Origin of the sequence: Domibacillus robiginosus (assembly GCF_000966195.1) — a bacterium.
Classification (GTDB): domain Bacteria; phylum Bacillota; class Bacilli; order Bacillales; family Domibacillaceae; genus Domibacillus; species Domibacillus robiginosus.
Map to the genome: position 1 here is coordinate 1 of NZ_LAHL01000017.1, position 12,445 is coordinate 12,445.

Consider the following 12,445-nt stretch of genomic DNA (forward strand, 5'->3'; position numbering starts at 1 on the left):
CCGGCGGGATATTTTTTAATATTCTACTGTTACTTCTTGAAGGTCATCCGTTTCGCATGGAAGGATCGTATATCCGAGATCTTTCACTTTACTTTTCATGCTGTCAGAGCAGTCCGGCCCTACTACAAGGAACGTCCGGTCACGCTGTACGTTTTCGCGAAAAGACGATAACATGCCGAACAGGGCAGATGCTTTTTCTTCTGATAAGGACTGAGTAAAAGAGGAAGTAGCCTCTGTTACAGGAACAATCCATAATTCACATGCGTTTTCTGTTTGAAGAAGCTGTTCGAAAACCTCTGCTTTTTCGATCGGTGTACGCATCGTATCGTCACGCAGCTCATACACTTCTTTATTGTCTAACGACGCCTCCGCAAATGGGCGGCTGTTTTTTTTATCAAAAATTTTAATATCCAGCTTGGATGGTTCAAAATGCTTTTCCATTTAAGTCTCTCCTCTAAACAGGTAACTGTTCTTTTTCAATATTATTTACCCGTTTTTTATCAGGATAAACCTATTCAATCAATGAGAGAATATCTTTTAAACGACCCAATGTGTGTACAGGATTGGCTCCTTCCACTATTTTTCCTTCTCCGTGGTTGATCCAGGCTGATTCGATACCAGCGCGTGTCGCACCTAAAATATCTGTCCCTTGATTGTCGCCTACCATTAAAACATCACCTGGCTCAAGCTCCATTAAGCGAAGGGCATGATCAAAAATCGCTTTTTCCGGTTTTCCAAAGCCGAAATGGCCGGAAATCAGTACGTGTTCAAAGTAAGGAACAAGTTCTGGCGTCATCGTCAGCTTTTCCAATTGAAGCGAAGGAGCTCCATTGGTTAACAGCAGAAGGCGAATTCCTTTATCGCGTAATGTATTCAACACATCAAAGGTTTCTTCGTATACAAAAGCAGATTTGCGGCGGACGTTACGGAAACGCTCGCGTGCCCATTCTGCTTCAGAAGCGGGGATGCCAGCCTGCTTTAAGCCATTTTCCCATGCTTTTAATTGATAATCGGCAATTTGGTCACCCATGGAGCGAAAGCCATTATGGTGAACATCACCGAAATTACCCCAAAGCCCTTCAAATGGATTGATTCCAATGGAAAGAGTGACTGGGTAAAAATCATATGTTTGATATTGCGCATGAGCAGCCGCGCGGACGTATTTTTCTATCTCGGCTGCTTCCTTTTCGTATTTTTCGGCTAATTCACCGCAAGTTACATCAAATGCGGTTTGGATGCTTTTTCTGTCATCCAGCAGGGTATCATCAAGATCAAAAAAAACGGCTTTTTTCAACGTAACGTTCTCCTTCTTTTTAGCATAGTTCTTTACTTACTTCGACAAAAAATTCAAAAATCCTGCTTTTCGGCGCGGTAAAAGAAAAAAAGAAGGTGGTGAATAATCGGGAATGTGATGGGCAGGCAGGCGTGCGAGCTGGGAAGAAAGGTTATCATATAAATGCATCAAATGCTCCTGGCGCTGTTCAATAGCAGACAGGCGGTCTTCAATCAAGGATAGGTAGGCGGTTTGTCCAATCATATTGGCGGCCTGGCCGGGAGGAAGGTCTTCGGAGGCGGCGGTTTCGATCATCTGGCGCAGCGTAGCCATTTCTTTTTCATCAAACAGCCGTGCATTCCGTTGTCCAGACTCGAACCGGAAGCCCGCTCCCTCAAGAGCAATCACATATTTGCTTAAGGTAGTTGGACTGATGTTTAAAGCAGCGGCCGCTTCTTTTGTAGTGTGCACAGAAAATCCCTCCTTTACATTCTTCTTAAACCCATTCTCTCCAGGGCGCCGATTTCCTTCCACTACTTTTGGCGAAAAAGCGCAGTCGGCCATGTTCTTTTCGTCAAAATCCGGGTATACAACCGGTAGGTGAATCATTATGAAATTAATTAGCTGGACCTATACAAAGCGTTATAACGTCAAGGCAGTGTTTGATCAATTTCCCCGGTCGAATGTCATTTTCCGGCTTATCCACAAATATTATTTTATCTACATTGTGAACTGGTCAGAGCAGGATCCGCCGGTCCATAAACAGGACCTGGAGAGGATGGAGCTGCTGCTAAACGATGAACTCGGCACCGGGCAGTTTTACCGTAACCGTCGATCGAGCAAACAAGGAGGCAGAGGAAATATGAAGCAAGCGATGATTATTGCCAACCCGTCTTCCGGGAAAGAACAGGCGGAAGGATATATTAACCATATTTATAAGCAGCTTCAAGCATCGGGATACGAAGTGGAAACACGTTTAACTACTGGTGAAGGCGATGCGGTGATTTTTGCAAAAGAGGCCTGTGAACGGCAGCTGGACGCGGTTATTGCAATGGGTGGCGACGGAACGATGAATGAAACAGTGAATGGATTGGCTGAACAAAAACATCGTCCCACTATGGGCGTTATCCCGCTCGGTACTGTAAATGATTTTGCACGTGCACTGCATATTCCGCTTGAACCTGAGGAAGCTATTGCCGTATTAGGCGGCAGAACGAAGCCGGCTGATATTGGCAAAGTGAACGGCCGTTATTTTTTAAATATTCTAGCCATTGGTGGGATTGCAGAAGCAACAGGGGAAGTAACGTCTTCTCAAAAAACAACACTGGGTGCGCTCGCTTATTTTGTAGAAGGCTTTAAAACATTGCGGGACAAAACGCCATTTCCTCTAACAATCGAAACAACGAACAGGGTGTATGAGGAAGAAGCGCTTATTTTCCTGGCTGCCCTCACAAATTCAGTCGGTGGATTTGAAAAGCTTGCACCAGATGCCAAAGCATCGGACGGCTTTTTTCACTGTTTTATTGTTAAAGATGTGGCATTGCCAAAATTGTTGCGCATCGGCACAAATTTATTAAAAGGGGACTTGCAGGAAGATCCGGATGTCTTGTATTTTCGGTCTCCAAAACTGAATATCCGCTCTACAACAGAACTGAAAGCAAATGTAGACGGTGATATGGGAAGTGCTGTTCCGCTGAGTCTCGAGGTATTGCAAGGACACATTAATATATTTGTTCCATAAAGCGAATATAGTAACAAAATAACCGTTCGTTTGTTTTTCTTTTTTTAAAATTTTTTTATTATATTCAAAAAAATGAAACTGTTCGGTTCTGGTTCCGTACATAAGAATGAGGTGAGAAAATGGGGTTTTGGAAAAAGCTTTTCGGAGGCGGCGATAAAACAGTACCAGAAGCGAGGGAGCGAACACTGCTGAATTTGCGGATCGGTGATTTTGTCACCTATGACCTGGCGGATTACCAGGTGACAGGGAAAATTCATTACAACGACAGCGGTTATACGTGGGATGCTTATCAGCTTGCTGCGGATGGAAAAACACTATGGCTGAGTGTCGAGCTCGATGATGAGCTGGAAGTTGGCATGTATAAAACCGTCCGTATTCCTGGCTTAGAGCCGGGATCGAAAAAAATAACCTACGAGGAGCGTACCTATTATCTTGAAGAAAGCGGACGTGCTTATGTAAAAGCAGAAGGCCGGAGTGAAAATGTCCACGGCAAGAATGTCGATTACTACGACTATACAGACGATTCAGAAGAACACTTTTTGTCTGTAGAAGTGTGGGGCGGAGATGTGGAAGTCAGCTATGGATACGAAATTGAAGAATATGAAATCACTATTTTAGCGGGAAGCTAACCAACATTGGAGGAGAAAACATGTTTCAATTTTTTAAGCGCGTACAAACATATGTAGGTTCTGAACTGAATGCAGCACTTGATAAAGCGGAAGATCCAGTAAAAATGCTTGATCAGTTTATGCGGGAAATGTCAGCAGATATTCGCGACGCCGAAACGGCTGTTGCCAAGCAGCTTGCAAATGAGAAGATGCTTAAAAAGAAATATGATGATGCAAACAGTATGGTGGAAAAGCGCCAGCAGCAGGCGGTTGATGCTCTTGAAGCCGGAAATGAGGATCTTGCACGCCGGGCGCTTGAAGATAAAAATAACCACGCCAAACAAGCGGAGTCAATGAAGGAAGCACACAAACAGGCAGCAGAGGACGTAGCCGCTCTGCGTGAAAAGCTGTCGGAAATGAAGCGTGAGTACGAAGAAATGCAGCTGAAAAAAGATTCACTGAAAGCACGTGCTGAATCAGCAAAAACACGTACGAAAATGAATCGTGCCATGTCTTCTATCGGCGGAGATGAATCAAGACGCGGGTTTGAACGGATGGAAGAAAAAGTAATGCAGTATGAAGCAGAAGCAGAAACGTCAGAGGATTTACGTGCAGGTTCACGAAGCCTTGATGATGAACTTGCTGCTTTAAAGAAAAACAGTGCAGTAGACGACGAACTTGCCGCCCTTAAGCAAAAACTCGGAAAAGAATAAGGAACCGCGGTCCGCCTGTTGCGGCGGACCGTTTCTGTTCATTTGGAGTGTTTTCATATGAAAATAAAGAAATGGATGATTGTGATGACTGCATCAGTGTTTCTTCTTGCCGCCTGCGGCCTGCAGGAAGCAGACGATTACATTGATGAAAACTACACTTTTGTTGATGCCGTACAAAGTAATACAAATACAAACGACCGAGCCATGACTTACCGTACAAATCAAAGCTTAGCGGATACTGCATCCGAGCTAATCGATGTAGAACAGCCAGAGAAAGTTGGAGAAGAAGTGGATGGCCGCCAGGTGCTTGTGTATGACAATGAATTTATTATTTTAACAGAAGATCCGGAAAATCCGGGCTCCACGCTTGTGGAAGTAGCAGAAGACGAGTTTGTCCGTACTCACTACAATCCCGGCTTTTTCTCAGGGATGCTCCTTGGCTCCTTACTGAATGGGCGTTTTGGTTCAAATTGGGAGCGGACGCAGACAAATCGGTGCCGAAACAATAATGACGACTGCTATTCAGGCGGCGGTTATTACGGAACAGGAACATTTTCCAACGGCTCGTATGGCCGTGGCTCGACATTCCGCGGCGGCGGACCGGGAGAAGGAAAATAATGAAATGAAATGAGGGAATGAAGCTGTGAATCCATTTTTACTGACACTTTTATATTTTTTAGTAGCTGTTGCAGTAGTTGTAGTTGGACTGGTTGTGTTTGAACAAATCACAAGAAAGTATAAAGACTGGGACGAAATAAGAGAAAACAATGCAGCGGTGGCTCTATCAATCGGTGGGAAGATTATCGGAATCTGTATTATTATCACTTTTTCTATTTTTCACAACGATACCATTACAGAAACAATCATTTGGGGTTTATTCGGTATGGTGCTGCAGCTTGTAGCGTATATCTTATTTGAACTGCTGACAAGAAGCTTTTCTGTAGAAGAGCAGCTGAAAGCAGGCAATCTTGCAGTAGGAATTGTTTCTTTTTCTGTTTCAGTCGGGCTGGCGTTTGTTATTGGCGCTTCGATTTCATAGGGCGGTGTTTCGATGATTGAAAAAAGTTCTATCCAGAAAAGCCGGTCCATTTATTATGCATCGGGCATCGTCTCAATATGCGGCATTATTTTTGAAGTACTGTTCGGTGCACTCGGTTCGTACATTTTAGGAGATGGAGTGAAGCAGTATACGCTCACCATCTCCCTTTTTTTAACCGGAATGGGTATTGGCGCATATATAAGTGAAAAAGTAACCCGCCACTTAATCGCTTCATTTATTTGGATTGAGTATGGAATTGGGATCATTGGTGGATTTTCTGCCCTGCTTTTGTTTGGAGTCACAGCCTACTTGCCAGATGGAACAGATGCATTATTCCTATACGGAGTAACACTGATCGTTGGTACATTGACGGGTGTAGAACTGCCGATTTTAATCCGGAAAGCAAACGAGATTGGTGTATCTCTTCAAAAAAGCGCAGCCAAAGTGCTGTTCTCTGACTACGCTGGCGGGCTGGTGGGCGGCCTGCTGTTTTTATTTTTGCTTCGTCCTTATTTTGGCCTTGTGAAAACCTCTTTTATTGTGGCGATGATTAATACAGCTGTGGCACTATGGATTGTTTTTCAATTTAAACATGAATTAAAACGATTTGGGCTGCATGCCGCAGCAGGAATCATCTTTTTGATGGTTTTAATTGCAGGAGCACTGGTCGGCGAGGAAGCAGCTTTTCACTTTGAACAGAAGTTGTACAAAGATCCCGTTGTGTTTTCTGAACAAACTGCTTATCAGAAAATTATTTTGACGAGAGAACAGGGGGATACGAGGCTGTATCTGGACGGGCAGCTTCAATTCAGCTCGTCGGACGAGCATCGGTATCATGAAATTCTTGTTCATCCAACGATGGCAGCTGCTGCCCGTCATGACCGCGTTTTAGTCCTTGGTGGCGGAGATGGGCTGGCTGTAAGAGAATTGCTGAAATACGATGATCTTGGCGAGGTCACACTTGTTGATCTTGATCCTGCCATGACGGAGGCGGCACGCACTAATCATTTGTTAACAGATTTAAACAAAGGCTCGCTTGATCATCCGCGGGTAAAAGTTGTAAACGAAGATGCTTTTCAATTTTTAGAAAGAGCAGCCGGCTTTTATGATGTCATTATTATTGATCTGCCAGATCCGAATAATGAATCGCTGAATAAATTGTATACGCAGGAATTTTACTCTCTTGCTCGGAATCACTTACAAACAGATGGAGCGATGATCGTGCAGGCAACAAGTCCCGTATTCGCTCCTCGGGTATATTGGACAATTGACCGGACCATTCAGGCAGCCGGCTTAAAAACGGAAAATCTGCATGCAGACATTCCGAGCTTTGGCGGCTGGGGGTATGTGCTGGCATCCCGAGAAGCCATTGATATAGAGGAATTGTCTTTAACGAAAGATACGCGTTATTTAACGGCGGATTTGCTGCCTGCTTTAACAAAGTTCGGAAAAGACGAGGATGCAGAAATGGAAGATGGGATAAACATTGAGCCAAATACACTGATTCGTCCAAATTTAATTGAAGTATATGAAAAATCATGGCGTTATTATTAATAAAAAGAGCCGGCTCCTGTTCAGGAGCCGGCTCTTTTCACAGTGTTGGAAAATAGAGTCGTCAAGAGGATATTTCTTTTTTTTTTTTGGCTAAAATTGTATTTTTTCATGGCGTATAGAAGCACGCTGTTTTTTTGAGAAGCAGTGTCAGGGGCTGCGGTCTGCCGATTCCGCCTTCCTATGGGGCGAACGCTGAACCAGCGCCACTGTGTGCCGACTGTTTCACCTGTCCGCTCGTCCCATTGGAGTCTCCACCGGCTGCCCCGCGAAAAGTGGAGCCCCGTGGATGCCGCCTATTCTACGCCAGGGCCAAGCACGGTGACCCATACTGCTTAGAGATCTAAACGTCCACAAATGTGTTGGATGTAAACTAGAAAAGTAGAGTCAGTCTCTTTTTATCGATAACCATTCATTTAAGTTTCTATTTGCTAAATGATAAGAAAGCTGTTTTTTTATTTTTCTGCGTTAAGTAGGAGCTCGTTCAATTCTTTTAATTCCTTTTCCATTTCAACAAGCTTTTCTTCTGCTTTTAAAATGCCATGCCCGGTAGATTCTAGTTTTTCAATATCTCCCTGTACACGCATATAGTCCATTTTTAACTCTCTAATTTTGTATTCAATTTGTAACTTGTTCATTGATAACCCGCCTTTTTTCTTTTAGTTTACCAAATAAAAAAGCTGTCTGTATAGAACAGACAGCTTCGATTATTTAACGGGAAATCAAAAATTCAACAGCGAGGTTTAAGAAAAACACCGTATGGACCGCCGCGAAAATAAGTCCGTGTTTGTTTAATCGTCTCATCAATAGTTGATCCATATCAATCACCTCGTAAATAGTTTGTAAATACATTTTAACATATGTTCACTAAATGTTCAAAAACTATTTACGAAATTTCAACAAAAAAAGAAGCGATAAACGCTTCTTTAAAGAATGGGTGATAGAAGGCGGGAAATAGATTCCTTGAATTTAATCCATTTAGAACGCTGCTGGTACAGCTCAGGTGTCAGTTCAAATGAAACGGTCATATCGTGCCAGAAAATTTTTGCCAGCCGCCTTCCTGTTTCGTAATCGTACATAAAAGCATTTACTTCGAAATTCAACCGGAAACTGCGAACATCAATGTTTGCTGTACCGACGGAGCTTAACTTTTCATCTACCACAATGGTTTTAGCATGAATAAAGCCGTCATCGTAAATGTAAATTTTAGCACCTGCTTTTAAGAGCTCGCCTGCATAGGAATAAGTGGCCCAATAGACGAAAGGATGATCCGGTTTGTTGGGAACCATAATTTTTACATCAATTCCGGACAAAGCGGCAATGCGAAGTGCGTCTAAAATGCTTGCATCTGGAATAAAATAAGGAGTCTGGATATAAATAGACTTTCTCGCTATTGAGATCATTTGAAGATAGCCGCTCTTAATCTGATCCCATTCAGAATCCGGACCACTTGTTACAATCTGCATCGCCGTGTCACCTGTTACATCCGGGACTGGAAACAAACGCTCTTCATACATAAAGTCATATCGTTTAGATGCCTGGTTCCAGTCTAAAATAAACCGTGTTTGCAGGGCGTGTACGGCGCTTCCTTCCACTCGCAGGTGGGTATCCCGCCAATAGCCAAAGGATGGATTTTTGCCCAGGTATTCATCACCGACGTTAAAGCCGCCAACGTAGCCAATTTGTCCATCAACTACAACGATTTTTCGGTGGTTTCGATAATTCAGCCGAAGGTTAATCAAAGGAATACGAGAAGGGAAAAAGGTTTCTACTACACCGCCTGCTTCAATCAGTTTTCGAAAATGTCTGCGCCGGAGCGTTCTAGAACCCATATCATCATACAAAACACGAACCTCTACACCCGAAAGTGCTTTTTCGGTTAAGAGAGTAATAATTTCCTGACCAAGCCGGTCGTTTCGGAAAATATAATATTGAACATGGATATGGTTTTTTGCTTTGCGCATGTCATCCATAAGAGCATCAAATTTTTCAGCACCATCTGTGAAAATATACACCTGGTTATCCTCGGATAAAACCGCATCATTATAGCTTAGCAGCATGGAAATGAGTTTTGTATTTTCTTTAGTGTGCGGGTTGGCAAACTGATATATGCCGCGCTTAATGGCTCTTTTTTGATGGCTGATTTGTTCTTCAATGCCGATCTTTTTCTTGTCTTCCCAATCAAATAACCGCTGTCTGCTTAAATTCTGTCCAAAGATCAAATAAAGAATAAAACCAAGAAGCGGAAGGAAAAACAAGACCATCAGCCAGGCCCAGGTTGCACCTGCGTCACGCCGTTCAAGAAAAATAATAGCTGAAGCAAGCGCAAGATTCAGGGCAAATAATACGTAAGCAATCCATGGGAAAAAATGCAATTCAATGATCACGTTTATCACCGTTCCGTTCAATTAAAATAGTCACTTTCACTATACACGAAAAAGTCATAAATATCCGGATTGAAAAAGGAAAAAAGGGGAACATAAAGAAAGATTATAAAAAATTGAAACACTTTTATAGAAGGAACGTATAAACCATTAAAAGCGAAAAGGATGGATAATCATGAAGAGTACAGATCGGACAAGACAGATTGTCGATAATCTTGCCAGGCTTGGTGTAAAAGCAACTGTTACAAAGTCAAGAGCAGCTCTGTGGAGTGCACTGCAATGTGGAGAAGCAAAAGTTCCGTTGAAGGCGGTTACTTCCTGCCACACAGGATAAGAGAGGGGTGTGCCATTTGTGCGTTTTGCGAGGGGGCTTTTACTATACAACGAGCATGCTGGAAGTCAGAAGGAGCCAGTGATTGAGCAGGTTATTTCCGTTTTGCATGAAACGGTTGGGCGTATTGACCAGAAGATTATTAATGAGCCGGGAGCAGGGGAACGAATGTGTTATATGAATGCTGCTGATTATGATCTTGTTATTATCTACGGCGGGGATGGAACGGTTCACGAATGTATAAACGGTATTTCCCTACTGGACAAACGACCTATTGTTGCCGTGCTGCCGGGAGGAACCTGCAATGATTTTAGTCGAGCGATCGGCGTGCCAGAAGATTTAGAAGGGGCCTGCCGACTTTTAAAAACAGGCGTTGTCCGTACCATAGATCTTGGAACCATGAACGACCGTTTTTTTACAAATTTTTTGGGGATCGGCATGATTACAGACACTTCACAAAACATTGATCCAGCCAAGAAAACAATGCTCGGCAAGATGAGTTATTATTTAAGTGCACTTGAAATGGTGCGCCATCCATCTTTTTTTTATTATATGATTGAAGCAGATGGAATGAAACTTGAAGGTGAGGCAGCGATGATTGTAGCATTAAATGGAAATTATATCGGGGCCTTTGATCTTCCTTTTAAAGCGGATAACGAAGATGGTTATCTAGAACTTATCATTGTAAAAGATTCTGGATTTCCGCTTGTAAAGGAAGTGCTTCAAACAAGGAAAATTAAAGAGACCGGAGAGCACGCAGCGAATCTTGAACATCATCAAGTTCAATCCTTCACGATTCAAACCAATCACCCGATGCAGATTGATATGGACGGAGAAGTTTACGCAGTAACACCCGCTGTATGCGGCATTAAGAAAAGGCATATTCAAGTTATTGGTTCACCATAAAAAGCGTCCCCCTTGAAAAAAGGCAGGACGCTTTTTGGGTGAAGAAGAGCTTGTCCGTTTTTAAACAGAACGACTGCGGAACTTACGGATAAGCCAAATGACCGCTGCAATGAAAATAACAGCCAAAATCGCGTAAACAACATTTGAATAAACATCCATGTAATCAACGACTGTATGCCAGGAATCTGAAAAAGCAGCGCCTAAATTAACGAGCACTGTATTCCAAATCAATGTTCCGGCAGTCGTAAACAAAAGAAATAAAAGAAAATTCATATTGGACATACCGGCTGGAATCGAAATTAAACTTCGAATAAGCGGAACCATACGGCAAAGAAACACCGTCCAAACGCCATATTTATCGAACCAGGCGTCCGCCCGATGAATATCCTCATTTTTGACACGCAGAAACTTTCCATAACGAGCCACAATTTTCTCCATTGTTTTTACATCGAGTATTAAGCCGATACCATATAAAATGACAGCCCCTACAACCGATCCGGCTGTGGACACCAGGACGACGCCTGTAACAGTCAAATTGGTTTGGCCGGTCATCACACCGCCAAAGGTAAGAATGACTTCTGACGGAATCGGAGGGAATATATTTTCAAGTGCAATCAAGAAAAAAATGCCCCAGAGTCCATACTGCTCCATCATTGAAATAATCCAGTTTTCCATAGTATTCCTTTCCGTGAAGAAGTTTTTCGTCTCGGGTGACATTATAGCACGCGTCGTTACACGTTCACCACTAAAATGAGCGTCCCGCTTTTAAAGCGGAACAGACGAGGAGGCTTTCCCAAAAATGGCTGTTAATGTAGTCGTGAGCGTTTGTTCTTTTTCCAAACTATATTGATCAAGCCTTTTTTTCCATTTTCCTCGTTCAATATCACTGTCGATAATAGACGTAATTTGCTGTTCAACAGGAAGATCGTCTGTTAATTCGTAAATAAGCTCCCGTTTTTTTAAATAATCGGCATTAAACTCTTCCTGTCCGGGCAGGGCGTCAGAAATAAAAACGGGAAGCTCTTTTTCAAGCACTTCACTAACGGTAATACCACCTGGTTTTGTAATGATCGCAGACGCTTCTTCATAAAACCGGTTCATTTCTTCACGGCTGCTTGTATAAGGAAGGGCTTTAATCCGCGGATTTTCAAGTTGTTCAATTTGTGCGCGCAGTTTTTCATTGTGACCGCACAGTACCTTATACGTATAAGAAAGTTTACGCTCATTCAAATGATGCAGCAGCTTTTCCAGCTGTCCAAGGCCGCTGTTTCCGCCTGCAACAAGAATAGATCGATGTTTTGAACGGACATGTCCCGTTGCAAAAGAAGGATGGACCGGAATGCCGGTTATATAAATGCGGCTTGCTGAAACACCGAGCCTTATAAGCCACTTTTTGGCTTCCAGGTGAGGCACAAAATGATAATCTATATTGCGTTTTCCCCATACGTCACTGACAAAAAAATCTGTGTAGACGTTGATCACAGGGACTCTAACTTTCTTCTGGCGCTTCAAGTGGTTCAGCAGCTTTGATGGATAGCTATGTGTACAGATAATATAGTCGGGACGCTCTTTTTCAATTAGTCGGGCAAGTCGAAACTCAAAATATTTATCCCACACATGCAGAGGCATTTGGTTGCTTCTTCTGCCGTCTGGCGTATACATAAATGATTTATAAAATTTGCTGTACGATTCCGGTTTTTTGCTGATCCACTGCATGTACATTTTCGAGACAACAGATTCCAGCGACTCATGGCAATAACTAAGGATATCTACAGTTTGAATATGCGCATCCGGCCGAACCATACTAATGTGTTCAATAACCGCTTCGGCTGCTTTGTGATGGCCCGATGACAGACGAAATAAAGGAAGCACAATAATTTTCATCTCAACTTGACTCCT

The 12,445-nt window shown here is 42.9% G+C and carries 15 protein-coding genes; 8 read left to right on the plus strand and 7 right to left on the minus strand.

What is annotated here, in order from left to right; genetic code table 11:
- Nucleotides 1-15: 15 nt before the first annotated feature.
- The 3 genes from VP97_RS12100 to VP97_RS12110 form a co-directional block, all read right to left on the minus strand.
- Entirely contained in the window at nucleotides 16-441 is a 426-nt protein-coding gene (locus VP97_RS12100) for a hypothetical protein (protein ID WP_050182153.1), read from the minus strand.
- Between the two features lie 70 nt (nucleotides 442-511).
- Nucleotides 512-1,294, minus strand: coding sequence for an HAD family hydrolase (locus VP97_RS12105; RefSeq protein ID WP_050182154.1), 783 nt, complete (start codon nucleotides 1,292-1,294; stop codon nucleotides 512-514).
- A 36-nt stretch (nucleotides 1,295-1,330) separates the two neighbouring features.
- Complete coding sequence (locus VP97_RS12110; RefSeq protein WP_050182155.1) at nucleotides 1,331-1,744, minus strand: MerR family transcriptional regulator; 414 nt, start codon at nucleotides 1,742-1,744, stop codon at nucleotides 1,331-1,333.
- 139 nt (nucleotides 1,745-1,883) lie between these two features.
- On the opposite strand from VP97_RS12110, the gene VP97_RS12115 reads away from it, so the two are divergent.
- The 6 genes from VP97_RS12115 (at nucleotide 1,884) to VP97_RS12140 (ending at nucleotide 6,928) form a co-directional block, all read left to right on the plus strand.
- Nucleotides 1,884-3,014, plus strand: coding sequence for a YegS/Rv2252/BmrU family lipid kinase (locus VP97_RS12115; RefSeq protein ID WP_245629884.1), 1,131 nt, complete (start codon nucleotides 1,884-1,886; stop codon nucleotides 3,012-3,014).
- Nucleotides 3,015-3,133: 119 nt separating this feature from the next.
- A complete protein-coding gene (locus VP97_RS12120; RefSeq protein WP_050182156.1) occupies nucleotides 3,134-3,643 on the plus strand; it encodes a DUF4178 domain-containing protein in 510 nt (169 codons plus the stop codon).
- Nucleotides 3,644-3,663: 20 nt separating this feature from the next.
- The gene (locus tag VP97_RS12125; protein ID WP_050182157.1) at nucleotides 3,664-4,335 is read left to right on the plus strand and encodes a PspA/IM30 family protein; all 672 of its coding nucleotides are present in this window, start codon (nucleotides 3,664-3,666) and stop codon (nucleotides 4,333-4,335) included.
- A gap of 57 nt (nucleotides 4,336-4,392) precedes the next feature.
- Entirely contained in the window at nucleotides 4,393-4,953 is a 561-nt protein-coding gene (locus VP97_RS12130) for a DUF4247 domain-containing protein (protein WP_050182158.1), read from the plus strand.
- A gap of 25 nt (nucleotides 4,954-4,978) precedes the next feature.
- Nucleotides 4,979-5,374 carry a DUF350 domain-containing protein gene (locus VP97_RS12135; RefSeq protein WP_050182159.1) on the plus strand — a complete coding sequence of 132 codons (396 nt, stop codon included), beginning with the start codon at nucleotides 4,979-4,981 and terminating at the stop codon, nucleotides 5,372-5,374.
- 12 nt (nucleotides 5,375-5,386) lie between these two features.
- Nucleotides 5,387-6,928 carry a polyamine aminopropyltransferase gene (locus tag VP97_RS12140; protein ID WP_050182160.1) on the plus strand — a complete coding sequence of 514 codons (1,542 nt, stop codon included), beginning with the start codon at nucleotides 5,387-5,389 and terminating at the stop codon, nucleotides 6,926-6,928.
- A 452-nt stretch (nucleotides 6,929-7,380) separates the two neighbouring features.
- Here the strand turns inward: VP97_RS12140 and VP97_RS12145 are convergent, their stop codons facing one another.
- Together VP97_RS12145 and cls are read right to left on the minus strand one after the other, a co-directional pair.
- On the minus strand, nucleotides 7,381-7,563 hold the full coding sequence (locus tag VP97_RS12145; protein ID WP_050182161.1) for an SE1832 family protein: 183 nt from the start codon (nucleotides 7,561-7,563) through the stop codon (nucleotides 7,381-7,383).
- Nucleotides 7,564-7,851: 288 nt separating this feature from the next.
- Entirely contained in the window at nucleotides 7,852-9,300 is a 1,449-nt protein-coding gene (gene cls, locus VP97_RS12150) for a cardiolipin synthase (protein ID WP_050182188.1), read from the minus strand.
- Between the two features lie 184 nt (nucleotides 9,301-9,484).
- Between cls and VP97_RS23855 the strand changes: the two genes are divergently transcribed.
- Both VP97_RS23855 and VP97_RS12155 read left to right on the plus strand, forming a co-directional pair.
- Complete coding sequence (locus VP97_RS23855; RefSeq protein ID WP_156153485.1) at nucleotides 9,485-9,643, plus strand: Lmo0850 family protein; 159 nt, start codon at nucleotides 9,485-9,487, stop codon at nucleotides 9,641-9,643.
- An 18-nt stretch (nucleotides 9,644-9,661) separates the two neighbouring features.
- The gene (locus VP97_RS12155) at nucleotides 9,662-10,546 is read left to right on the plus strand and encodes a diacylglycerol/lipid kinase family protein (protein ID WP_050182162.1); all 885 of its coding nucleotides are present in this window, start codon (nucleotides 9,662-9,664) and stop codon (nucleotides 10,544-10,546) included.
- Nucleotides 10,547-10,606: 60 nt separating this feature from the next.
- Here VP97_RS12155 and VP97_RS12160 read toward each other — a convergent pair whose 3' ends face one another.
- Complete coding sequence (locus tag VP97_RS12160; RefSeq protein ID WP_050182163.1) at nucleotides 10,607-11,221, minus strand: DedA family protein; 615 nt, start codon at nucleotides 11,219-11,221, stop codon at nucleotides 10,607-10,609.
- 90 nt (nucleotides 11,222-11,311) lie between these two features.
- On the minus strand, nucleotides 11,312-12,430 hold the full coding sequence (locus VP97_RS12165) for an MGDG synthase family glycosyltransferase (protein ID WP_050182164.1): 1,119 nt from the start codon (nucleotides 12,428-12,430) through the stop codon (nucleotides 11,312-11,314).
- Nucleotides 12,431-12,445: the final 15 nt, after the last annotated feature.